Annotated in this window: 20 protein-coding genes; 7 read left to right on the forward strand and 13 right to left on the reverse strand. The window is 67.9% G+C overall.

All coding sequences use genetic code 11. The features are described 5' to 3' along the window. Window positions 1-271: 271 nt before the first annotated feature. The 4 genes from ACFHWS_RS23990 to ACFHWS_RS24005 all read right to left on the reverse strand — a co-directional run bounded on the left by ACFHWS_RS23990 (window position 272) and on the right by ACFHWS_RS24005 (window position 7190). Window positions 272-2098 carry an alpha/beta hydrolase family protein gene (locus ACFHWS_RS23990; protein ID WP_416569146.1) on the reverse strand — a complete coding sequence of 609 codons (1827 nt, stop codon included), beginning with the start codon at window positions 2096-2098 and terminating at the stop codon, window positions 272-274. Next, a complete protein-coding gene (locus ACFHWS_RS23995; RefSeq protein WP_416569147.1) occupies window positions 2095-3393 on the reverse strand; it encodes an MFS transporter in 1299 nt (432 codons plus the stop codon). The genes ACFHWS_RS23990 and ACFHWS_RS23995 overlap by 4 nt, the downstream gene beginning before the upstream one ends. Before the next feature lie 438 nt (window positions 3394-3831). Continuing rightward, entirely contained in the window at window positions 3832-5028 is a 1197-nt protein-coding gene (locus ACFHWS_RS24000) for an McrC family protein (RefSeq protein ID WP_416569148.1), read from the reverse strand. Window positions 5029-5033: 5 nt separating this feature from the next. Beyond that, a complete protein-coding gene (locus tag ACFHWS_RS24005) occupies window positions 5034-7190 on the reverse strand; it encodes an AAA family ATPase (RefSeq protein WP_416569149.1) in 2157 nt (718 codons plus the stop codon). 90 nt (window positions 7191-7280) lie between these two features. Here ACFHWS_RS24005 and ACFHWS_RS24010 point away from each other — a divergent pair, with 90 nt between their 5' ends. Both ACFHWS_RS24010 and ACFHWS_RS24015 read left to right on the forward strand, forming a co-directional pair. Then, window positions 7281-8141: an endonuclease/exonuclease/phosphatase family protein gene (locus ACFHWS_RS24010; protein WP_416569150.1), complete on the forward strand. Its 861-nt coding sequence runs from the start codon at window positions 7281-7283 to the stop codon at window positions 8139-8141. Window positions 8142-8232: 91 nt separating this feature from the next. Continuing rightward, window positions 8233-8892 carry a GNAT family N-acetyltransferase gene (locus ACFHWS_RS24015; protein WP_416550933.1) on the forward strand — a complete coding sequence of 220 codons (660 nt, stop codon included), beginning with the start codon at window positions 8233-8235 and terminating at the stop codon, window positions 8890-8892. Here ACFHWS_RS24015 and ACFHWS_RS24020 read toward each other — a convergent pair. The 5 genes from ACFHWS_RS24020 to ACFHWS_RS24040 form a co-directional block, all read right to left on the reverse strand. Then, on the reverse strand, window positions 8868-12920 hold the full coding sequence (locus ACFHWS_RS24020; RefSeq protein ID WP_416569151.1) for an Eco57I restriction-modification methylase domain-containing protein: 4053 nt from the start codon (window positions 12918-12920) through the stop codon (window positions 8868-8870). The two genes, ACFHWS_RS24015 and ACFHWS_RS24020, sit on opposite strands and share 25 nt — an antisense overlap. Window positions 12921-13020: 100 nt before the next feature. Continuing rightward, window positions 13021-13605, reverse strand: a complete 585-nt coding sequence (locus tag ACFHWS_RS24025; protein WP_416569152.1) for a DUF234 domain-containing protein — start codon at window positions 13603-13605, stop codon at window positions 13021-13023. After that, the gene (locus ACFHWS_RS24030) at window positions 13541-14332 is read right to left on the reverse strand and encodes an AAA family ATPase (protein ID WP_416569153.1); all 792 of its coding nucleotides are present in this window, start codon (window positions 14330-14332) and stop codon (window positions 13541-13543) included. The genes ACFHWS_RS24025 and ACFHWS_RS24030 overlap by 65 nt, the downstream gene beginning before the upstream one ends. A gap of 243 nt (window positions 14333-14575) precedes the next feature. Continuing rightward, entirely contained in the window at window positions 14576-15016 is a 441-nt protein-coding gene (locus ACFHWS_RS24035) for a PIN domain-containing protein (protein WP_416550929.1), read from the reverse strand. Next, the gene (locus ACFHWS_RS24040; protein WP_416569154.1) at window positions 15013-15927 is read right to left on the reverse strand and encodes a hypothetical protein; all 915 of its coding nucleotides are present in this window, start codon (window positions 15925-15927) and stop codon (window positions 15013-15015) included. The genes ACFHWS_RS24035 and ACFHWS_RS24040 overlap by 4 nt, the downstream gene beginning before the upstream one ends. Before the next feature lie 153 nt (window positions 15928-16080). Between ACFHWS_RS24040 and ACFHWS_RS24045 the strand changes: the two genes are divergently transcribed. After that, the gene (locus ACFHWS_RS24045; protein ID WP_416550927.1) at window positions 16081-16230 is read left to right on the forward strand and encodes a hypothetical protein; all 150 of its coding nucleotides are present in this window, start codon (window positions 16081-16083) and stop codon (window positions 16228-16230) included. Here ACFHWS_RS24045 and ACFHWS_RS24050 read toward each other — a convergent pair. From ACFHWS_RS24050 to ACFHWS_RS24060, 3 genes are read right to left on the reverse strand one after another with little or no spacing between them, the layout of a single operon-like run. Further along, window positions 16223-16555 carry a hypothetical protein gene (locus ACFHWS_RS24050; protein ID WP_416569155.1) on the reverse strand — a complete coding sequence of 111 codons (333 nt, stop codon included), beginning with the start codon at window positions 16553-16555 and terminating at the stop codon, window positions 16223-16225. The two genes, ACFHWS_RS24045 and ACFHWS_RS24050, sit on opposite strands and share 8 nt — an antisense overlap. Before the next feature lie 5 nt (window positions 16556-16560). Further along, on the reverse strand, window positions 16561-16800 hold the full coding sequence (locus ACFHWS_RS24055; RefSeq protein ID WP_282232992.1) for a hypothetical protein: 240 nt from the start codon (window positions 16798-16800) through the stop codon (window positions 16561-16563). Next, window positions 16797-17159, reverse strand: coding sequence for a hypothetical protein (locus ACFHWS_RS24060; RefSeq protein WP_282232993.1), 363 nt, complete (start codon window positions 17157-17159; stop codon window positions 16797-16799). Before ACFHWS_RS24060 ends, ACFHWS_RS24055 begins: the two co-directional genes overlap by 4 nt. 323 nt (window positions 17160-17482) lie before the next feature. Between ACFHWS_RS24060 and ACFHWS_RS24065 the strand changes: the two genes are divergently transcribed. From ACFHWS_RS24065 to ACFHWS_RS24080, 4 genes are read left to right on the forward strand one after another with little or no spacing between them, the layout of a single operon-like run. Further along, on the forward strand, window positions 17483-18799 hold the full coding sequence (locus ACFHWS_RS24065; RefSeq protein WP_416569156.1) for a helix-turn-helix domain-containing protein: 1317 nt from the start codon (window positions 17483-17485) through the stop codon (window positions 18797-18799). A gap of 6 nt (window positions 18800-18805) precedes the next feature. Beyond that, window positions 18806-19045, forward strand: coding sequence for a type II toxin-antitoxin system HicA family toxin (locus ACFHWS_RS24070; RefSeq protein ID WP_416569157.1), 240 nt, complete (start codon window positions 18806-18808; stop codon window positions 19043-19045). Beyond that, complete coding sequence (locus tag ACFHWS_RS24075; protein WP_416569158.1) at window positions 19038-19643, forward strand: hypothetical protein; 606 nt, start codon at window positions 19038-19040, stop codon at window positions 19641-19643. Before ACFHWS_RS24070 ends, ACFHWS_RS24075 begins: the two co-directional genes overlap by 8 nt. Before the next feature lie 35 nt (window positions 19644-19678). Continuing rightward, the gene (locus tag ACFHWS_RS24080; protein WP_416569159.1) at window positions 19679-20215 is read left to right on the forward strand and encodes a GNAT family N-acetyltransferase; all 537 of its coding nucleotides are present in this window, start codon (window positions 19679-19681) and stop codon (window positions 20213-20215) included. A 121-nt stretch (window positions 20216-20336) separates the two neighbouring features. On the opposite strand, the gene ACFHWS_RS24085 is transcribed toward ACFHWS_RS24080, so the two are convergent. Further along, complete coding sequence (locus ACFHWS_RS24085; protein WP_416569160.1) at window positions 20337-22721, reverse strand: UvrD-helicase domain-containing protein; 2385 nt, start codon at window positions 22719-22721, stop codon at window positions 20337-20339. Between the last annotated feature and the right edge of the window lie 573 nt (window positions 22722-23294).

Below are 23294 nucleotides of genomic sequence, written 5' to 3' on the forward strand. Positions count from 1 at the left end.
TCGGAGGTGGACAGGATTCCCGGTGGGATGGTGAGGTCGGCGCCGATGGGATGGAGGCGGTCAGGCGATACCGGCCAGGGCGCGACCCGCCCGCCTCCACCCCGTACGACCCGGATCAGAACTTGATCTTGACCGAGACCGTGACCGTGACGTTCGCGCTGCGAAGCTGGTCGCGGTTGCCGTTGATCGGGTCGTTCTCGACAACGTTCTTCCGCATACCGTTCACCTCCTCTCCCGATCGGACCGAACCTGCCAACGTGCGGGGAACAGGTCAGCCGACTGGCCGCGCCATGGCGAGCGCGACCGCCGTACCCTCCTCCTGCACGCCGTCGAAGTGCCGCTGCATGAACAGCAGCACGGTCTGCATCAGCGACAGATGGCTGCGGGCGTCGAAGTCGTCGTGCCCGGCCCGGCGGCGGACCAGCTGATGCGGAACGCGGCGGGCGGCCAACAGGCCGGCGTACCGCTCCACCGGAGCCGGCGGGCAGCGCACGTCGTCGCTGGAGACGGCGAGCAGCACCGGCGCGGTGACCTGGTCGACGTAGCTGGCCGGCGACGACCGGGCGTACGCCTCGGGAACCTGCTCCGGGGTGCCGCCGAACAGCATCACGTCGAGCGCCTGGACCGCCGGGGACGCCGCATGAAACGCGGCGGCGTAGTCGGCGATCGGGCTGATCGCCACCCCGAGCCGCCACAGCCGGGGCTGCACACCGAGGGCGAGCAGGGTCAGATAGCCACCCCACGAGGTGCCCCACAGGGCGACCCGTCCCGCCTCGATCAACCCCTCGGTCACCAGATGCTCGCGGACCGCCGCCAGATCGGCGACCTGGGTCAGCCCGACGCCGGAGCTGAAGTCGTTACGCCAGGCGGAGCCGTAGCCGCTGGACCCCCGGTAGTTGGCACGCACCACCGCGCAGCCGGTGCTGGCCAGGATCTCCACCAGCGGGTCGTACGCGTCCCGCGCGTGCTGCGACGGTCCGCCGTGGACCAGGAACACGGCGGGACGGGTACGCCGGTCGTCGTTCGGGGTGGTCAGCAGCACGTGGATCGGCCCGCCCGGCCCCGGCACCCACAGCTCCTGCCGCTGGTAGTCGTCGACCGTGGCGGACGCCGCCGGGTCCGGGCCGGCGCCGCTGTCCGGCAGCCGGACGTCACGGCCCGACCGTAGCTGCGGCGGGGTCAGCGAGTCGGTCCAGATGTAGACGACGTCGCCGTCCGGCCAGACCGCCGCGTCCAGCACACTGCCCGGCGGGGTCGGCAGTACCGCGCTGGCCCGCACCGTCAGGTCGGCCTCGTGCAGGATCGTATGGGCGTGCCGGTCCTGACGAATCAGGATCCGCCGGCCGTCCGGGTACCAGCTCGCGGTGATCTCGGTGTCGAACCAGCACCAGCTGTGCGGCTGCAGTCCGTCGGCCCGGGTCCAGGTCGCCGGGAAGTACCGGTCGTCCTGCTCCAGCACGAGCAGCAGCCTGGGTTCGCCGCCGCCGGGGGCGAAGCCGAGCGCCCAGACCCGCCGATCCGGCCGGCCGGACACCACCCCGACCGTGGCCCCGTCGCGGCCGACCACGGTCACGGCGTCCGCGGCGGCCGAGTCGGTGCCGACCGCCGCCAGCTCACCGGTCGGGTCCAGGTCGACCAGGTACGCGTACCCGGCGGTCCGGGTGACCTCGGTGATTCGCCCGTGCGGGTCGCGCCGGTGCAGGGTCAGGCCGTCCTCGTCGGCGAGCCCGACCAGGGCGGTTCCGTCGTCGGCCATCGCGATCCCGGCGTGCCGCGCCGGCGTCACCCCGGGCAGCGCCGGAGCCGAGACCGGCGAGGTGACCTGGTCGGTGTCGATGTTCGGGAAGTCGCGGGTACGCCAGACACCCACCCCGGCGAGGTCGTCGTCGAACCACCACACCGTCTCGCCGGCCGGGTCCAACGCGGCCCGGATCGTTCCGGTCGCCCGGTCGGTGAGCTGGGTGACCGTGTCGGCCCGACGGTCCCAAGCCAGGATCTGGCATCGACCGTCGGCGTCGCCGACGTAGACCACCCGGTGCGGCGCGTGCTCGGCGACCGCCGGAAGCGCCGGGTAGAACAGTCGGTATTCACGGCTCATCGGCGTGCCTCCTCTGCCACGGGTTCGGTCGACGTCACGTCGGGTTCGGTCGGCGTCGCGTCGTCTGATGGGTCCTCCGCCCCGGCGCGCAGTTGGCGCAGGTTGACCGTCGTGTAGACGGCCAGCCCGGCCAGTGCGGCGGCGAAGATCAGCGCAACGGCGGTCGGGCTGTACCAGGCGACGAGCAGGCCGGCGAGCAGCGGCGCCGGGGTCTGCAGCACCTCGCCGGCGGTGCCCATCACGGTGCCGACCCGGCCCTGTAGCTCGTCCGGCGTCAACGCGATGACCCGCGACTGGAAGATGACCCCGAGCAACGGGCTGAGCAGGAAGACCAGGCCGAAGAGCAGGCCGTACGTCCAGGTCTGCCGGGCCTGCGACATGGCCGCGACCAGGGCGACCATCGCCCAGGAGGCGACGACGATGACGGTCATCGGCCGGATCCGGCTGAACACGGCGGGCGCCAGCAACGCGCCGGTCAACCCGCCTACGCTGGCCACGGTCAGCACCAGTCCGATCGACGACGCGGCCGCGCCCTGCTGCCCGGCGGTCAGAATCGCGTAGTAGATGAGTGCGCCGAAGGTAAAATTGATCCCGGCAGCCCAGATCGTCACGAATCGCAGAAACGGCTGCCGCCACACGAAGCGCAGGCCGTCCCGCAGATCGGTGAGGAACGACGTGCGTTCGGCACGGTCCGGGGTGAGATCGGTGCGGATCGCACCGACCAGAAATGCGGACACCACATATGACACGGCGTCCACCAGGAATGGCACCCACCGGCCTATCTGGTAGAGTGCGCCACCGAAAACCGGACCGACGATCTGTACGGCGTGATTGCGCGCCTCCAGCCGGGACAGCGCCTTCTTGTCGTCGGCCGGCAGCACCCGGCGAATCGAGCCCGCGCCGGCCGCCTCGTAGCCGCTCTGGGCGAGCCCTTCGACGAAGGCGGCGGCAGTGAGCACCACCAGGGTCGCCGTACCGCTGGCGACCGCGACGAAGAGCACCGCCATCGTGGCGGCGGCCAGCAGTAGTGACGCCACCATCATCCGCTTGCGGGGCAACCGGTCGGCCAGTACGCCGGCCGCAGGCGCGGCGACAAGTCGACCGGCCAGGGCCAGCGCGCCCACCAGACCGGCGGCGGCGGGCGAACCGGTTATCGCGAGGGTGACCAGCGGAAAGACGATGCCGGAGGTCTGCGACCCGAGTTGGTCGACGGCCCCGGCTATCCAGTACAGCCGGAAATCCCTCTTACGATCTCCATCAGTCGGCGTTGAATCAGCGGTTGAGGCAGCGGTCATCACTTCGGCCACATCGTCGACATGAACGTCCCAAGGGGTGGTTGATTGAGACTGTCTTGGCGGGCGTAACTCAGGTGAAATAAATCGACCTACCGGCCCCTGACCGGGCCACGGACAGAAGGCTAACAGCGCCCCAACCGGAGCGCAAGCATGTCAATACTTCAAGTTGACCCAGAAGCAGCCAGCGGATCGTTCAATCCGAAGTTGAGGATAATCGTCCCGCAAATGAAGCTATGCCCACAGGACGAATTATTACCGCCCTACCCGGGCGTAACAACGACTCGTTGTCATCTTTGCCGTTAAGTAGGCGATGTCAGCCGCAAACCCGGCATCGGCGCTGTTGTCGCGACAAAATCGACAAGGGCGGCTGGCGGCCGCCCGAGTGGGCGGTGTCAGCTCACCGGCTCAGCTCACCGAGGACCACCAGGTACGCCGCGTTCACGCCGCTGACTCTATCGACCCGCGTCCCGGGCGTCGGCCCAGCGTCATCCCGGCACCGACCCGCCGTACCTGCTCCAGCAGGTCGCCAGTGGACCCGTCCAGGTCGATCCGGTGGCAGACGAGCCGGATCCCGGTCCGGCGGACCACGTGCGCGGTCGGACCGCCCTCCCCGGCGTAGATGAGATGGCCGGTGTCCAGACCGTACGCGACGCAGTAGGCCAGCATCTGATACAAGTCGTCGACGGGTGTCCGGGTCTTGTACTTGGTGTCGGCCACCGCAGCTACCCGGCCCTCGTCCCACCAGGTCAGATCGGGGCGGATGTCGATCAGGCCGGCCTCGTCGAGGTGATCGGTTGTCTGGGTGCGCAGCTGGCCGGCGGGCAGCACGGCCCGCAGCGCGGCAGCGACGAACGACTCGAAGACCCGCGCCATGTCGAGCAGCAGGCCGTTCGCGGCCCGGTCACCGGCGCGGGCGTCGAGCGACGATCCGGCGAGGACCAGCTCGGCCAGCCACAGGGCGGTGTGCAGCTGGGCGTTGCTGCGGCCCGGACGCCAGATCGGCACCGGGGCACCGGGACGCAGCCGAGCGACACCGGGGAACCGCTCAGCCAGCTGGCTGAGCCGGCGACGTACCGACGGCACCAGCCCGGGAACGCGCAGCATCCGTTCGACCGCGCTGACCAGGATGCGGTTCTCCGGCGTGTCGGCGGTGAACTCGTCGTAGCGGACTTCCAGCGGCAGCGGCTGGCCGAGCCGACGGGTCAACTGCCGGGCCGGCATCATCCGCCCGCGCAAAACCGTCGATGCGGCGTCGACCTCCTGGTAGCCGTGTCGCAGCCCGCCCCGGATCGCCCGGTCGACCTGCCGACACAGCGCCTCGGCGAGCGCCGGAGCCAGCTCGTCGCTGGCACCCAACGGCAGGCTCGCCGGCTGCCAACGGTGCGGGTTCCGCGCGTAGCCGAACAGGAACAACAGCCGCGCTACCGGCACCTTCGGCGCGACGTACACATCGAGGTCGCCGATGCGGGCGGCGCCGACGAGCCGGGTGGCGCGCAGCAGCCAACGCCCGGCCGACGGGCCCGGTCGTACCTCGACGACCGGTTGCCGGCCCGCGCGGGCCGCCGCCAGCTGCCGGGCCTGCTCGCCGGTCAGTGCCACGTTCAGCGCCGGACCGGCCTCCCGCAGCTGGATCACTCGGGTCACGGTGGCGGCTGCCGATCAGCCAGGGCGGCCCGCAGCGCGTCGAGCCCGTACCGGCCGGGTACGTCCAGGTCGTCGGCGTAGTGGTGGTCGGCGAGCAGCGGCAGGATGTCATGGCGCCAGACCCGGTCGAGGCCGTCCGGGTCGCGGTGGTCGGCCTCGTCCAGCAGGTACGTCGGCCCGACGGCGTAGTCGGCGTCGGCGAGCCGGGCGTTGAGGGCGTCGAGCAGGTCGGCGGCCTTGGCAGGCAGGTCGCGGGCGGTGAGCCAGCGACGCAGCAGGCCGGCGACCGGCGGCCGGTCCGGGTGCATCTCGACGAACGCGAAGCGGCGGCGCATCGCGGCGTCGATCTGGGCGATCGACCGGTCGGCGGTGTTCATCGTGCCGATCAGGTAGAGGTTGGCCGGCAGGGTGAAGTCCTTCGCCGAGTACTGCAGCGCGATCGGCTGGTCACGGTATTCGAGCAGGAAGTACAGCTCGCCGAAGACCTTCGCCAGGTTCCCCCGGTTTATCTCGTCGATGATCAGCACGTACGCCGTGGACGGGTGTTCCCGGGCGGCGTCGGCGAGCCGGCGCAGCGGCCCGGAGGTGAGCTTGAACCGTAGAGTGCCGTCGTCGCCGGCCTCGGGCCGGAACCCTTCGAAGAAGTCCTCGTAGGTGTACGACGGGTGGAACTGGATCAGCCGTACCGCGTGGGGTTCGGTGAGCCGGGCGGCGAGGGCGCGGGCGACGTACGTCTTGCCGGTCCCGGGTGGGCCGTACAGGATGATCTGCCGCCGCCTGGCCAGCAGCTCACGCAGCTCCCGCAGCCAGTCGAGGTCGAGCAGCAGCGTGTCGGCCAGGTCGGCGGGGACGTCACCGAGTCGCGCTTCGGCCGCCGGCGGCGGGGTCGGGGTCGCCATCGGACCTGGCGGCGGCGTCGCGGGGGTGGCCGGTGCCGCGGTCGGCGCCGGTTCGCGCAGCAGCGGCGCAGCGAGGTGTTCCAGCGCGGCCAGCCCGTCGGTCAGGTCGACCACGTCGTCCTGGCTCTGCAACAGGTTGGACAGGGCGGCGGGCAGCGCCGACAGGTCCACCGGCGGGTCGAGCTCCAGCCAGCGCACCGGCCGGCGCAGGTGGGACGGTAGCTCCTCGGCGCCGGTGAAGCTGGGCGGGCCGGTGACCAACCCGAGGTGTACGTCGCCGTGGTGCGCGGTCGCCACGAAGTCCCCGTCCCGCATCAACCGCAGGAAGGCGTTGAACTCGCCGGTCAGCTTCTCCCGTACCGAATAGCTCTTGTGCCGGTAGGCGTCGGCGACGGCCTGGGTCAGCTGCTGTTCGTCGATGCCGGGGCCGAGGTGCGGCAGTTGGGAGGCTGCCAGCGACACCCAACCTTCGGCTAGCCACTGCGGCACCAGGTCGGCGCCGTCGACGTTGCTGCCCCGGACCAGCCAGGCCCGCCGCGCGACGGGTTCAGCCGCGAGGGTGGCGGTCTCGGCGAGTCGCTCGGCGAGGAAGTCAGCGGTGATCCGCTGTTCGGCGTTCGCCCGACCGCCGACGAACTCGATACCTTCCTCGCTGAGCCGGGCCGCCAGGTCGCTACCGCGTAGCCGGGCATGCTGGTGCCTGGCATCGGGGACCCGACCGGAAGCGTCGAGGACGCGGTGCGCGTTGTCGACGTAGGTGTCGGCCAGTAGGTGGGCGATGTCGTCCGGCGTGCCGTCGACCAGCTCGGCCAGATCGTCGTACGCTGTCCAGGAGCCGGCCGGTACAAGCTCCAGGGTGCTGGTGATCTTCTCGAGCCGGTCGTCGTACTTCTTCCGTGCGGCCTTTCGATCTCGGACGATGCCGTTGTATCGCTTGTTGATCTCACTCAAGAGGGTGTCCGGGTCGGGAAACATGTCTAGGGCGGCCAAGCCGTCGTCGGTGATCCACCACAGCGCGTCCCGTTTGATCAGCCAGCCGATGGTGGCAGCGTCGCCGGCGTAGAAGCGGGCCGCGACCGCCCAGGCCGGTGAACCGTTGCGGTGCGGTCGCATCTCGGCCTCGTTGAGATCGATCCGCTCCGCGACTTGGTCGAGCACGTCCCTGCCATGCAGCCGCTGCCCGCTGTCGCGGAGAACTTCCAGGCAGGTACGCACCAGCAGCCCGTTCCGCACACCGCCAGCCACAAGCGTCACCCTTCCTTGATCTCAGGTGACCTCGCAGCCTACGGCCACCGAACCACTGACCCGAAAGGCTGGTGCCGGAAGGCGAGATCCCGTGATCGTATGAGCGGGGGTGTCGTGCTGCGGATCGTGAGTGTGAACGCCTGGGGTGGGGCGCTGGCCAACGAGCTGTTGCCCTGGCTGGCCGAGGGCGCGGCCGATGTGGTCTGCCTGCAGGAGGTGACCCGGACGCCGGGCCTGACCGGGTGGACCCGGTTCGACGACGGCGACCGCGCCCTGCCGCAGCGCGCGAACCTGTTCGACGACGTCCGCGCCGTACTGCCCCGCCACCAGGCGCTCTTCCTGGCCAGTGACTCCGGGCCGGTGACCGACGCGACGGGTGCCCGGCACCGGCAGGACTTCGGCGTGGCGACGATGGTCGCCGAACGGCTGCCTGTCGTCGGTGTCGACTCGGCCTTCGTACACGGGGAGTTTGTCGCCCATGGCGAGTGGACCGTCGCGGACCGTCCACGGGTGGCGCTCGCCGTCGGCGTCGTCGGGCGCACGGACGGCCGGCAGGTGTGGGTGGTGCAGGTGCACGGGCTGCGCGACCCGGCCGGCAAGGCGGACACCCCGGCGCGCCGGGCCCAGGCGGTACGGCTGACCGAGCTGGTCCAGCGGATACGCGAGCCGGACGATCTGGTGGTGGTGTGCGGGGATTTCAACGTACTGCCCGACAGCGAGACGTTCGACGTGCTGGGCGGTATCGGGCTGACTGAGCTGGTTGGCACGGCGGACACCCGTACGTCGCATTATCCGAAGCCGGTCCGGCACGCGAGCTATCTGCTCGTCTCCGACGTCGCCGCCGTCGAACGGTTCGAAATCGTGCGTCAGCCGGAAGTCTCCGACCACCGCGCCCTGCTTCTCGACCTGCGGGCCTGGCCCCGTCGGGCGGCAGATCCAGCCCTCGCATGTCCACCCTGACGGCGGGTACTCGTAGGCCATGATGGGCAGCGCCAACACTCTGACGCGGTCCCGCACCCCGGTGACGGGGTCGGGCCGCAGCGGAGCCCTCGTGCGGCCAGCCGAGCACGCCGACCTGGCGACGACGGCTCGCACGCATGTGGAGTTCCTGCCGGTCGGGCTGTTTCCGTCTCTCGGGGCAGGCTTCGTCCGCCGCTGGCACCGTACCTACCTCGACTCCCGGCACGGCGTCGGCTACGTGGTCACCAACCCGACGACGCCCGACGGCGACGTTGTCGGATTCCTGCTGGGCACCACCGACCAGGCCGCCCACATGGCGGCGCTGTTCGCCGACCGGCGGGCGCTGGCCGCACTGTCAGTTTCCGGCGTAGGTGCGGTGGTCCGCCGTCCATGGTTGGCCCGCCAGCTGTCCTCCCGGGTTGGACCGTGGGCCCGGCAGATCGCGCAGCGCCGGTCCGGCCAGCCGACCCCGGCGGACGCGCCGTCCGAGAATGCGCAGGTCGCGGTGATGGTCGCGGTGGCGGTGCAACCGAAGTGGCGGGGCAGTGGCATCGGGGCGGAGCTTGTCCGCCGGTTCGTTGCGGACGCCCGGCGCGCCGGGGCGGCAGAGGCCGAGCTGGTTACCCCGGTCGGGTCGGCCGGAGCGACCGGCTTCTACGAACGGCTCGGCTGGGAGCTCGGGCCGTGCTGGCACACCCGCGACGGTGACCAGCTTCAGGCGTACCGTCAACGCCTCGTCTCCGCAGTCTGATCGGACCGCCGGCCACGCCCAGGGGGCGGGTCGAGCGGGCAACGGTACGGCGTACCGGTGCGGACGGCAGCGGCCATCGCGTCGTAGCGCTCCAGGATCAGGCGTTTGGTGCGGTACTCGCCGTGCGCGTTCTCGTCCTTGTCCCGGACGACCTTGAAGGTCTCCATGATGTGGTCGACGTCGTCACGGTCCACCCCGTACAGGTGGAAGTAGGCGGCGTCGAGTTCGGCGCGGATGAGTTCACGTCGCTGCGGGTCCCACCGGAACGGCGGGCCGTCGTCGCCGAGGTCACGGGCGTACGGTGCGAGGTCGTGCGCGGTGTAGGTCAGCTCCAGCGCCCGGGGCCGGATCCACTCCGACAGGTCGACGACATCCGGATCCCAGGGCGCCCGTTCGGCGTACCGCTGCGGCGGCAGCACCGGCAGTTGGCGAAGCACCGCGTAGGTCAAGTGGGTTCCGGACAGCTTCTGGCGCGCGGCGTAGTCGGTAACCAGCGTGGCCAGGTTGGCCGCCAACGACCCCACAACCACCCGCTGCTGGTCGGAGATCAGGAGCGGATTGGTGTGGCCTACCGCAGCTAGCGGAATGACGGCGGGGATCAGGGTGCGTTCGTTGGTACTGGGGGCGATGTCGCGCCAACCCAGCAGCCAGTCATGCGACCAGCGCCCGGCCAACCGATCGTCCACCGCCGACTTCGGCACCCAGTAGCGTGGCAGCGGCAGCCGCGCCGGATCGTCATGATCGGCGTCGGTAAGGCGGGGCAGCGTCCCGACGTTCAACTGCGCCTGCGTCGCACCCTCGTACGTACCCAGCCGGTGGTCGTAGAAGTGGACCATCTTTGCCTCGTACAACGGCAGCATGCGCTCGTCGCCTCGGACGAAGTGGTAGCCCTTCAACGTCCAGCCATCCTGGACCAGGTCGTCGTAGCCACGGAACAACCCCGAGTCGTTGGCCATGTGCAGCATCGCCAGGAACGACACACCCCACGGGTTACCGTCCGGACGGTCCTCGCGCCACAACACCGGCACCCGCCGGTAGATCCCCAACGTGATCTCCGCGTCCCGCCGGGACATAAACACCGGACACGTCCCCGTGTTCGGGTTCAACAGACTGATCTCCTCCGGCGACAACACGTACGCCCGCCGCACGATCTGATCCACCTGCCGCACCCGGAACACCAACGACACCCGATCGACCGGCCGCCGCACACCCGCCACCGTCAACAGAACGAACCGGAACGAGTGATGCACCTCCGAGAAGACCCGGTCCTCGTTCTCGAAGTCGAACAACGACACCAGACTCCGACGGCGTACCAGGTCCTTGAAGAAGTCCTGGGTGGTCGCATCGGTGGCGATCCCGGTCGGGACGATGATGCCGACCTGGCCGGTGGTGGCGAGCAGCGTCCGGCTGGTTTCGGCGAAGACGGCGTACGTGTTGATGTCGCCGCGTCCGGTGAGCCGGTGCCGGCCGGCGGTCCGCAGCAGGTGGCTGATGCCGCTGGCGGTGCGCAGCGCCTTCGTCCAGCTCAGGTGCAGGTCACGCTCGGCGGGCTGCTCGCTGTCGGCGAGTGCGGCGATCAGCTTCTTGCGGGCGGCGGCGTTCGGCGCACCGGCGACCGCTTCGTGCTGGCCGTCGAAGAACTCCTGCTCCTGGAGTTTGACCCGCTCCCAGGGCGGGTTGGTCAGTACGCAGCTGAAGCCGCCGCGCCAGCCGGTGGCCGGGTCGACGCCGGCCCTGTCGGCGGGAACCCCGTCGGCGGGGACTTCGAAGATGTGCGGGAACTCGATGTGCCAGTGGAAGAAGCCGTACTGCCGGACCATCGTGTCGACGAGCTGCCGGGCGCGCTCGACGTCGTCGCTGCGCTCGTCGGTGGCGATGCGGGCCAGCATCGCGTTGGTGAGGCCGTACGCCCGGTTTCTGGGGATCTTCGGGGCGACGAACGCGGCGCACCAGGCGTCGGCGATCTGCCGCAGTCGGCGCCGGTGCGGGTCGAGGGTGCGGTCCCGCTGGGCCTGGATGTGTACGTCGGCGAGGGTTTCGCAGGGTGCCAGGTGGGCGATGGCGGCGGCTTCGGCGGCGAGGTCGAGGTTGCCGGCGCTGTCGGTGGTCAGTGGTCGGACACCGGGTGACTGGCTGGCGTTTTCCCGGCGCAGGGCGGTGACGACGGCTCTGCTGTCGCCGTCGAGGGCGGTGTACGCGGCGTCGGGGATGCCGGCGGCGAGTTGCGCCGGGGTGGCACCGAGCAGCGAGTTGCCGACCCGCAGGTGCGCGTCGAGGTAGCCGAGGGGTTTGCCGGGTTCGACCGCTTCCAGCCAGAGGGAGAGTTTGGCCAGTTCGACGGCCATTTCGTTGCTGTCGACGCCGTACAGGCAGCGGGTGGTGACCTTGCGCATCGCGGCCTGGACGGCGTCGGGGTGGGGTTCCAGGTCGTCGGTTTCCTCGATGGCGATGCGGCGGGCGATGCGGCGGGCCGCGCCGATGAGGAAGTGCCCGGATCCGCAGGCCGGGTCGCAGACGGTGAGGCGTTCCAGGGCGGCGACGCGTTCGGCGGGGGTGTCGGCGTCGCAGGCCTCGTCGAGCAGCGGCTCCAACGTGGAGTCGAGGAGTCCGTCGACGAGGGACGGCGGGGTGTAGTAGGCGCCGGTCTTCTTCCGGTCGCTGCCTTTGACCTTGACGAAGCAGAATCTGCCGGTGTGGGCGTCCCAGCAGGGGTGCAGCTCCAGCAGTGCCTCGTACACGCTGCCGAGTTCATCCGCGCCGAGCCGCGCCCAGTCGACCCACTGCCGGCGGTCGGCCCGCCGGCCGGTGAGGACGCTGAGCTGGGTGACGGCGGTGAGCAGCGCCGAGTTGGTGAGCTGGGCGCGGCGCAGCGGCAGGTCGAGTTCGCTGGTTTCGAAGACGCCGCCGAGGGCGGGCAGGCCGATCACCGGGCCGCCGGCTTCCGAGCCGAGCAGCTGGAACACCAGGGCGGTGCTCTGCCACAGGTCGCCGTGCCAGGAGTGGCGGCGGGTGTCGGCGAGGCGGCGTAGCCGGCGGGAGGAGAAGTAGGTGTCGTAGCGGTCGCGGGCTGCCCGGCTGGCGTGCGGGTCGAGCAGGACGCCGCGGTCCTCGACGACCATCCAGAAGATCAGCTTGTAGACGAGCCGCAGCAGGGAGCGTTTCAGGTCGGCCAGGGTCAGCCGGCCGGCGGCGACGTCGTCGCGCAGGTGCCGGTTGTGCGGGTGGCTGAGGAAACCCTGTCCGAGGGTTTCCAACGCTTCGTGTACGCCGTACCGCAGGCTGGTGAGGGCGCGTTCGCCCTGCCGAGCGCCGTAGGTGCGCCACTCCTCCAGCGGGCAGGAGGCGGCACCGGCCTGCGGGTCGCTGATCTGGAACCGGCTGGCGTGGGCGATCCGGTAGAACAGCAGGAAGTCGGCGAACAGTTCGCCCTGGAAGATCGCCGCCAGGTCGAATTCGAGGTACGCGCTGCCGGCGAGGTTGGTGGAGTCGCGCAGCAGTCGCAGCTGCGGCCCGTTGCACAGCACCGCCCACAGGTGCTGGTCGCTCTGGTTGAGCAGCCGTTGCACCATGACGTGTGGTGCCGCGTCGGCCGGGGATCGGGTGCCGCGCGGCACTCCGGCGGCCCGCCGGTCGAGGTCGGCACCCCAGGGGGCCAGGTGCACCGGCAGGGCCTGCTGCCATCGGTGGCTGACCGGGAACGGCTGTTCGTCGACGACGATGCCGCCGGGTAGGCGTTCGATGCCGTCGAAGTCGAGGGTACGCAGCAGGGTGTGCCGCCAGTCGTCGGCGGCGCGCCGCCGGTTTCGGCGGCTGCCGGTGCCGGCCTGCTGGTCGGCGTACCGGTGGAATTCGTCGCGCAGGTAGCCGAAGTCGCGGTTGGCGATCCGGCGGACGGATTCGCCGGCGGTCAGGTGGTAGGAGCGGGCGTCGATGGCGGGCACGGTCGGGTCGCCGTCGCGGATGCGGCCCAGGACGCCGCCGGGCAGCAGGCTGCCGACCAGGTTGACCGCCGAGTGCGCCACCGCCATGCTCGTCCTCCCCAGGCCGAGCCCCCGCGTCTACATGTGGCGATTATTCAGTCACGATCAGCGATCGATCGCTGTCGAGTAGCCGACATATCACCGCGTGCTACCGGTCCTGCCAGGCGGCGAGCAGGTCGGCGGGCTGGTAGAGCACGTCGAGGCCACGACAGGACGCGCCGCTGCGGGAAACGGCGACGGTCGGCACCGGCTCGTCGGTCAGCGCTGCCCGGTGCCGGAACAGCGCGGACAGGTCGTGCCCGTCGAACGGCGCCTGGTCGTGCCATTTGATCGAGCCGACGAAGTACAGTTCGCGGGCGATCGGTGCCCGGTCGGCACCGACGATGTCGATCTCGACGTCGTTGGATCTGGTCCAGTACGCGCCGATGGCGGGTGCCGCCGGCAGCGAGTCGTCGGGCCGCAGCCGGGCGAGCGCGTCGCGGATCAGCGGCTCGACTGCCCGGCCCCGCCAGCTCGGGAAGCTCGTCCGGATGCGGGTCAGGGTCAGGTCACCCCGGCCGCGTTCGATCTCCGGCATGGCGGGGGCGAGAAACCGCAGCCAGAAGCGCAGGTACGGGTCGACGATCCGGTAGCGGCGGTCCTTCGACGGGCGGGTGGACAGCGGTAGTTCACCGGTGACGAGCCGCTTGGCCTGCAGGGTTTCCAGGGATCGTTGCAGCGACGTAGCCGACATTTCGCCGGCCGTACGGGCGATGTTGGTGAACGTCCGCTCGCCGGAGCCGATCGCGGTCAGCACCTTGCGGGCCTGGAGCTGGGCGGGGAACTCGGCGGCGAGTGACCGTTCCGCGGAGAGCGGCGTCGATCGCGTCGGCGGGTGGCAGGTCGAGCATGGTGGCGAGGTCGGCCGGGTTGAGCGGGCCGAGCACCATCTCGCGGCCACGCTGGTGGAACGGCCGACGGTAGTCGTTGAGCGCCTCCATCATCGCCAGGTCGGAGCCGATGAGGACGAGCAGCACCGGCTTGCGGGACAGCAGCCGGTCCCAGGCCCGCTGCAGGACGCCTTCGAACTGCTGCTCGGGATCCATCAGACAGGGCACTTCGTCGAGGACGACGACGCTGGGAGTGTCGTCGGGCAGCGCCGCTGCCAGCAGCCGGAACGCGGCGTCCCAGTCCGACGGGTTGGCGGCGGCGATCAGGTCCCGGCCGGGCAGGGTGGATTCGGCCGCGTCGGCGACGAGTTGCCGCAGTTCGGTGGCGGTGCCGGCACCGGCGGCGGTGAAGTAGAGGTACGGCACCTGCGCGACGTCGACGAACCGCTCGACCAGCCGGGACTTGCCGACCCGCCGCCGCCCTCGGATGAGCAGGCAGCGGCCGGGCCGGTCGTCCCGGGCCGAGGCGATGCGGTCCAGCTCGGCAGCGAGGGTGCCGAGTTCCCGGGTACGCCCGACGAAGCTCGCCACGCTAACTCCCATGTTAGTAACACTGATGTTAGTAACATCCAGGTTATCTCAGGCGTGAACATGGCGGCACAGCCACCGCGAGGGCTGCGATATTTGGCTCAGCTACTGCAAAACTTGCCTGTACGACTAATATTGCAGAAGGCAGCGAAATTTTGCAGCAGGGAGCGGTGGCTAAAACGAACAAGTCTCACAGTCCTTGCTGACCCTGCCACACCCCACACAGACCGTCCGGAGATCGCAACCTCACAGATCAGGGTGAATGAGTCTCAGGTCAGGGAAAGATTTCGAGATCGTCCCGAAGTCGCTCAGGTTGTTCGTGGCGACCGGCAGTTGCGGGCGAAGCGCCAGGGCACACGCAGCGGTCCAAAGGTCGTTCGTGCCGCCCTTCTGTAGGTGCCCGGAGAGCTTCGCGTGCATCTCTGCCCAAAGCTCTACGACCTGGGACGTGTAGGGAACCACGACGAAGGACTTGAGCCGCCTGCGCAGATCCTCTATGCGACGAGCACCCCACCGTCGACGGTGGGCGTTGGCGAGCAGCTCACCGTACGTAGCGAAACTCACGGCCTGCTCGTGACCTGCGGTGAGGCTAATGAACGCCCTGCCATGATCGGCTCCCATCAGCCAGTAGCTCACGACGTCCGTGTCAATGAGCAGTGGCCCATTGGGGACGTCCTCCGGCCTCATTCGGCGAGAGCCGCGAGGAATGCGGCTCGCTCATCGTCCGTCAAATCGGTCATCCCTAGCTCGGCCGCGTTGACCCAGCCGTCCGTTCCTTGTGCTGTCTGGAGTCCAGCAAAGGTCTGGGGCTCCCAGAACGAGTCAACGTCAAGCTCCAGTTGGGTGCTTCGGGAGACAGCGCGCAGGTCGACGCTGGTAGCCTGCGCTGTCCGAGGGTGGTAACGCACGTAGCCCTCAAGATTCGCGCGGGAGCGCAGTGCCTCCTGAATCTGGTCAGCAAGCTCGGAGGAGAAGTTGACTGCTACAGCGTCGCCGCTGGCAAGACGCAACCGAGCGGTGTGGCTTTCGAAATCTGCCTCGAAAAGCACCCCGGTCAGGGTCTCATCCCTGCTCGTGGGCACCCGGTCACCGATGCGCTGCAGGCGTTCCCGAACTGCAGCATCGATAGTCGCTTGGCGTGAAGCCTGTCCCGTCGACATCGGGGAGTCATCGATCAAGGTCATCGCTATGTTTCGGTCGCCGATCCCTAGATCTGCGGCTAACCGAGCGACCGCAGCGGCCAGCTCCGCGTCTGTTTCCGGGCCACCGCCGGTGATCACGGCTAGCAGCCGATCAAAAGCAAGAGAACTCAGGTCCGCGACGGAGATAGGCAGCTCGTCGTCGTTTGGCTCTGCCGCTTCCGGCAAGGCGAAGACTCCGACAAAGCTTCCGCTCTGGATATCTACCATGCGAAGGCGCGCCGCGCTTTCGATAGCCTGGACGTGCCGACCGGTCCCACGCCGGGCCTTTCCGAGGACCAGGTACGCCGCGTGGGCTATGGCACGTTCAAGACCAAGAATCATGCGGGCGACGTCGGCCGCCGCGACGCGGCCGGGCTCGGCGTTGACGCCTTCCAGCTTCGCCCGGACGATCCTCATGAGCCGCGACTCCTACATCTGATCCCTGTCGTCGAGGACCTGGTGCCTCGCCATGCAGTCTAGAAGGAACCACGCAGGGTCGTGGTCCCCTGACCGACCGACGACGAGCCGAATTCGGTTGCCGGGGTGGGTGGGAGCTCTACCGTGGGCGGGGTGTTGACGCCCGCAGACCGGGCCGTACGCGCGGGACGCCGCCCGCACACCGGCTCGGTCGACGACGCGGCAGGGTGGCAGACCCTGCGTGACTATCTCAAGCCGATGAACGGCGACGGCGCTGCGGTTGAGACCGGCCGACTCACCTGACGGTTCGTCGGGCCTGTTCGGCTCGCCACAGCAGTTCGCCCTGCCCGGCGGCTGCCTCGTTGGCGGCGATCCATTCGTCGATCTCGGCCCGGTGGTCGGCGTAGTAGCGCAGCGCGACGTTGACGCTGTGCCGGGTCAGCCCGGTGCTGGCCATCATCTCGGTGACCAGCTCGTCGCCGTCCAGCTCCGGGGATGCGGCCTTGAGCGCGTGTCGCGCGGCGATGACCTCCCACACGTCGGGGCCGCCGGCCAGCGCGGCCCGCTGCCCGGTCGGCCCGTCGCGCAGCAGGATGCCGGGGTACGTCGCGCCGTCGTACAAGCTCATGGGAGCTACTCCTCCTCGTCGAGAAGAGGAAGTACGGGTCCGTCGTCGGTGACTCCGTCGGGGAGCCGGCCAGCGGCGGCGAGCCGCTCGTACGCCCAGAGCCAGTCGTCGCAGCGGCTCCGCAGGCAGGACACGCAGACCTTGAGCGTCGGCGAGTCGGTGTGGGCGGCCAGCACGTCCCGGTAGACGGCGACGAGGTCCTCGCGGACCGGCACCGCCTCCCCGACGGACGGCCCGCTGCTCACCGCGCACCCGCGTAATAGTGGTGCCGGCCGTTGGCCTGCCGCTGCGGGTCGAACCGGGCCTCGAACTGCTCGGTCTGCCATTCGCGCAGCGCGTTGCGCACCCGGTCGGCTTCGGTCCAGGCCATCCGCAGCTCACGGCGCAGCTCGTCGACCTCGTCGGCGACCCGTTCCAGGTAGCCGTACACCTCGTCGGGGTCGAGGCCGCCGCGCCAGCGGCGCGGCAGGAACCGCATGGCACGCACCGCCGGCCCGGTCAGCCGCGATCGCCGTACGCCGTTGCGTCCGCTGTTGCTCTGGTAGTCGCCGCCGGTCGCCGCCGTCAGCCGGCGCCGTACGGTCGCCGCGTTGCGCCTGAACACGCCATGCCTCCTTGGGGGGAGAGAATCGTGGAGAGGCGCCGGGGCGGGCGGGATCACGCCAACCGAGTTTGCAGACCTGGGAGCCGCGTTGCCGGGCACCCGCCCCGGGCCGTGCCACCACGATGCCGGATGCACGCGGCTCGCCGGCAGGTGCATTTCTGCGGCACTTCTGATGCATTTCTGTTGCATCGCTCGCCGACCTGCGGAAACAGGTGTGCGTCAACATACCCGCAACTTCGTGGAATTTCCACGGCAAGTCGATCGAGAGAGTTATCCACAGCCCATTGCTTTGATCTTGTAGATCTGTGTGTACTACGTGCACCGTGGACATCGGTCCGACGCGACGGGAGGGCGTCCAGGTGACGGCACGGCGACACGGCCTGGTCAGGCAGCGCAGGACGGCAGGCTTCAGCCAGGAAGGACTGGCCAGGCTCCTACAGGTCGATCGCACGACGATCGCCCGCTGGGAGCGCGGTGACACAGACCCACACCCAGCGGTACGGGCACGACTCGCCGAAGCCCTTGACCTGCCAATTGATCAGCTCGATGCGTTGCTCGCTGATGAGCCGACGAATCTCGCTCTGGACAGCACCGATTCCGGCGGTACGGTGGCATTTGGGGATACCGATGGAGGTGATCTTGTGGACCGCCGCGCTTTCACGATCAACACCGCTCTCGCCGGCCTCGGCATCGCCACACCACTGCGCGACTGGATCACATCGCCGCAGGTGCCGCAGCACCTCGGCATGGAGCACATGCAGCAGGTCTCCGAGACGATCCTGGCCTTCCGCCGTGCCGACGCGGCGGTCGGCGGTGACAGCCTGTGCGACGTCGCTATCGCCATGCACCGCCGACTCACCCGCTGGGAGCGCGAGACGAGCTACAGCCGCCAGGTCGGCGAGGCCCTGCAGGACTGCCTCGGTGACCTGGAGGTCCAGACCGGCTGGCTCGCCCTCGACGCCGAACGCCGTCAGGAGTCCCGCCACTTCCTACACGAAGCCTTCGTCCGCGCCCGGCTCCGCGACGACCCCCGGCTTGAGGTGCGTGCCCTCCAACAACTCTCGATGCTGGTACGGGATGCCAATCCATCGGAGGCGTTGCGCTTCGCTGACGCTGCCCAGCGGATCGCCGCGCCCTGGGCAACTCCGCGCCTTCTGACGCTGCTGCATCTACGTGCTGCCCTTGCCCATGCCAACGCCGAAGAGGAATCGGGCTTCGGACGAGAGCTAGTGAAAGCCAAGATCCAGTTCGATAAGGGCACGACCGAGGACGACCAGAGGTATCTCGGGTTCGTCGACTATCGCGAGGTGTCCGCTATCGAAGGCATGGGCCACCTCGCACTGAAGAGGCCGGATTGCGCCGGTGCCATGTTCGCACGTGGGCTCGACAGCCCTGACCCCACGTACCAGCGCAATATGATCTTCACCAAGGTCGATCTCGCAAGAGCGATGGCTCACCAAGGCGACTACTCGGGATCGGCCAAGTTCGGACTCGACGTCGTACCTGCCGTCGCGTCGCTCAAGTCCCGGCGGACCCGCAAACGTTTGGGTGTCCTGCGAGCCGACCTTGCCCGGGCGGCTCCTAACGTTCCGGCGGCTCGGGACTTCATCGAGGCGTACGACGCCGCGAAGGTCGCCTGACGGCCCATGGGAAGTGAATGGCCTTCGCTGAAGGCGCGTGCATTGCTGCGGATCTTGATCAGCCTCGGATACGAAGTCCAACGACAGACGGGCTCGCACCGCCGCCTCGTTTGTGATCGTCGACCTCCGATAACGTTCGCCTTCCACGACAGAGCAACCGTGTCTCCGCGGGCTGTTAGAGTCATCCTGGTACAGCAGGCAGGGCTGTCGCTGGACGAGGCGAGAGAGGTGTTGAAGGATGCCTGAGACCGTTCTCGACCTGATTGTGGTTTCTCCGCAGACCGACGATGAAGACTGGGTCATCTATAGCCCTCAGATTCCCGGGCTGACTGGCGGTCGCGACAGCTTTCTACAACTTCGCGAGGATCTACCCGAAATCCTCCGCTTTGCCGGAGTCGATTTGCCTGCGCACCTCCGGATCCACGTTGAGGAGATCTACGACTCAACCGATGCCGACTACGTCATTCGAGTGGCTCAGGATCCTTGTCGCAAGGACCGTGCGGCGACTGCCAACCGTCTCCGGGCAGCGCTGACGGATGAGCGGCAGCGGTACGACCTCCTTAGCTCGCCCCGCACCCGAACGGGCGAAGTTCTTTTCATCAGCGCGGTCGCTTCCGACACGCTCGGCGAGCTGGCGGCGCAACTCCACCCCTCCGGGGACGCTGCGGTAATTGTCTGCAGCGTGGCAGACAATTTCATCTGGACCTTCCACTTCACCAATAGCGAAGAGCTCGACGAAGACGCGCGTTCTCTCGTCGATCTGGGAATCTCGGAGAGCACGACCATCGGCGAGATCATGGGGCAGCGGACCAACAGCCACCCACTGGCGGTTCTCGCGGCCTAGCCCACTAGAGACTGGATTCAAAGGAAGGCGACTTGATGGCGGTCGACGGTCTCAAGCTCGACGTCTACGACGCTGACCAAGCGAAGGTAATCCTTGAAGACCTAGTGGCCGTCTACATCGAGATCTACGACGAGCCGGCCGACGCGTTCCACGGCGAGGACCGCTACCGCCGGCAGATCAACGGGCACATGACGCTGCCGGGCTGGAAGCTCGTCACCGGCACGGTCGGCAACGAACTCGTCGGCTACGCCTACGGCTTCCCGCTCTCGTCGGACCGCTGGTGGACCGGGCTGCTCACGCCCGTACCGGACGGCTTCACCTCAGAGGACGGGCGGCGCACCTTCGCGATCAGCGAGCTCATGGTCCGTGAGCCGTGGCGGCGACAGGGCATCGCCCGCGCGCTGCACGACGCTTTGCTCGGCAACCGGCAAGAGTCCCGGGCCACCCTGCTTGCCGACCCGAACAACGCCCCGGCGCAGGCCGCGTACGCCTCCTGGGGCTGGCGCGCTGTCGCCCAGCTCCGCCCCAACTGGGACAACTCCCCCACCTACGAAGTCCTCATCCGCCCGTAGGCCACATCACTCGGAGGCAGAACGACAAGGGCGGATCGGCTGACCGGCGCTGCGCGCCGTGGGTGGCATCGCCGACAAGGGAGGCCGAGGCCTGGCAGCAGCAGAAATTCGTCGGCAACGGTCATCGTTGTGTGAGCTGTTCAGGCAGCGGTTTACTGTGCACGACGACAAGTTCCCGGTTTGCCCGTGTCAGACTCGTGTACAAGGTCCCGGCGAATTCCTCCTGCCGCACAAAGTAGCGGGGCTCCACAACCACGACTCCATCGAACTCAACACCCCTCGCCGCCTCAGGCGTGCGAACAGCCAGCCGGCGTCCCTCCTTGGTCCAGTCTCCCGCGCCCGCCGTCATATCCGTTCGTCGCCACCCGCTGCTGAGCAGGATCTTGTCGATTGCTTCCGGGTCGGTCGTAATGATTGCGACCGTTCCACTGGGGTACGAGTCCAACAACCTGCTCGCCTCCCCGATAGCCCGAAGATCGCGCTTGCCTGGCGTGCTGGCTCGAATCACGGACGGTTCCGGCCCATCCGTCTGAAGTGAGCAAGGTTGGTTTCCGTTGGGTGGTAGGAGGCGGTTCGCGAAGTCGAGGATCGGCTGGGTGGAGCGGTACCCCCGTTCTACGATCTCGGGCTGAAAGAGTTGGGCATCGGGTAGCAAGTGAAGTCGCTCTGCAAGCTCATTCCAGTCAAGGCGAACGACGTCCAAGCGGCGGCGTTGATTCAGATCACCGACGATCGTCCACCGACCGCCGGCGTTGTGAGATCGGATAATTTCCCATTCAAGCTCCGACACATCCTGGGCCTCGTCAACGACAATATGGTCGTACCTTGACTGCTTGTTACTCAGCAGCAGACCCAGTTGCGCAAAGAGGGGAAGATAGCGACGTTTCCCCCAGGCCCTCGGGAACGGCGGAAGCGTCTCGATCCACCGTCGCTCAGTCGGTTGCAACGGTACCAATCTGCCTGGGTCGTCGCCGCTGCGGATGACCTCGTATGTCGCCTTGATCATGTCGACCAATCGACCAACTCTCTGCTCAGGCCGGTCTCGGCTCTTCAACACCGCGTGTTTCGTCAAGGGCACAATGAAGCCGCCGACATCTTCGGCCGTCCCCTCACCCGGCTGAACAGCCGTGGCGGTCAGACCGGCAAGTTCGGCGAGCCACTCGGGCAACGACTTGACCGTCACGGCTCCGGATGGGTCGAGTTCCCTGACCGTCCGCGATACGTGTCGTACATAAAGGTCCGTCGGACCAAGCAGAAGCACGCGCGGAATTGAACCTTTTGTTATCTCAGGGTTGACCAGATAGCCCGCGCGATGTACTGCAATAATTGTCTTCCCGGTACCCGGGTGTCCTTGGATAATCAGGGGCATTGTCGGCGGTTGGGTCACCAGACGGTACTGGTCGGGCTGGAGCGTAGCAAGCACAGAGGTCATCGCCTCCGTGCGGGGTGCGTGCAGAGCATAACGTACAGCGTCGACAGCACGCATACCGTTCTCAAGGTTGGCGACAGCCGAGGCTGACGACTGTCGGTGTTCTGTCGATTGGGCGCTGCGGTGGGATTTCTGACCCTGAACTCGGGGCGGCGAGGCGGAAGCGGATTTCGGTACTGGTAGGACAACCGAATGTTTGGTCAGACTGGCACCGCGCACGGCGATCACATCGAGCTTACCGAGGTTATCTTGGATACCCAGCCGTTGCACCATTTCGACCGTGTAGCGGCGGTCGACCGTCAATGATCCACCCCTGAACAGGTTAGTAAAAACCGTCCACTGAGAAGTGGGATTGTTCGCCCGTAGGACGGCTCCACTCAGGTTCCAAAAATCAAACTCGCCATAAACAATCACGTGACCATAGGGCTTCCGTTTATCGGGGCCTTTAATCGCGGTGACCAACTGGGCGAACAAGGCGAGATAGCGCAGCTGCCCCCAAGCAACCTCGAACGGCGGTAGGGTCGTGATCCACTCTGCGGAGTACCTACCTAGCTTCAGCGGCTCAGTTGGCACTCCGCCCATTCGGATCACCTCGTACGCAACCTCGACCTTCATCGACAGGCGCACCTCGCGCTGCGCCCAGCCCAGTCGGAGTCGACAGATCTGCACCGCCTGATCGACAATGTCCTTGACGTACAGTCCAACATCGAAGGCGTGCGGATCCTGGGTGTTGGTAAAGCGGGGGTATCCAGCGACCTTGACCAGCCAATCAATTTTATGGACGACGGTTATGTGTTTGGCAATATCCGCAGCGGGCATGCCGACCAGTGCTGCTGCAGTGCGGATCCTCCCCATGATCAGTGGGAGCGGGGTTCTCCACGCCGACACAATGAGCACGCGACGTCGTTTGCGGACCAGGTGCCGCACCAAGTCAACCGCCCGCACCGCTGCAATACCTTCGGGATCCGCCCGATAATTCTCTGCGAAAGCGACGATAAGCGGTGCGTCCAGCTGCCATGTTGCCAGGTCCGCCGGTTTGCTGGGCAGTGGCGGCCGGCCTGCCGCCCCCACGCTCACCGCAGCGGCTTGACGCACAGCCGGTGGCGACTTCCTAGTCGCTGTCCTCGGTTGGAGTACCGATCCAGTTAGTGTGGCCTGCCGAGTTTGGGGTTCTTGTTCCGTCGGGTTGTCTTTCGACGCGGCAGTGCGCGGAGAAGACGTTGAGTCTGAGGGGCGCCTCGCTTGCCTGCGCGGCGGTGCCGGTGGGACGTACAGCTTCCCCACTCTGAAGGGTGATTGTTCTGCCGGGACCGTCACCGCCCAGTCGTCTGAGGCGTGCACCACCTCTGTGCCACGTGCCGTCAATGTCCGGCGCACAACAACCTTCGCGTCTAGTTCATGCACGGAGTGCGGGTCAAAAAACGCTTTGGCTGCTCGTGCGGCCCAACTGATGACCGGATAATCCCAGTCCGGTCGGTTGAGGTAGCGTGTGCCGATGTAGAAATCGAGGCCAAGATCCCTATCCGGACCGGCAAGACCGACTCGGCCAAGAAGGGGTCCGACGCTTGCCCGTTCGCCGCGAGGAACGTTGAGGTCTATTCACAGGCGATCCTGTAGAAGTGCAGCCCGATGACACAGGAGATCGTTTCC

It is taken from the genome of Micromonospora sp. LOL_013 (genome assembly GCF_048060315.1).
Lineage (GTDB): Bacteria > Actinomycetota > Actinomycetes > Mycobacteriales > Micromonosporaceae > Micromonospora_E.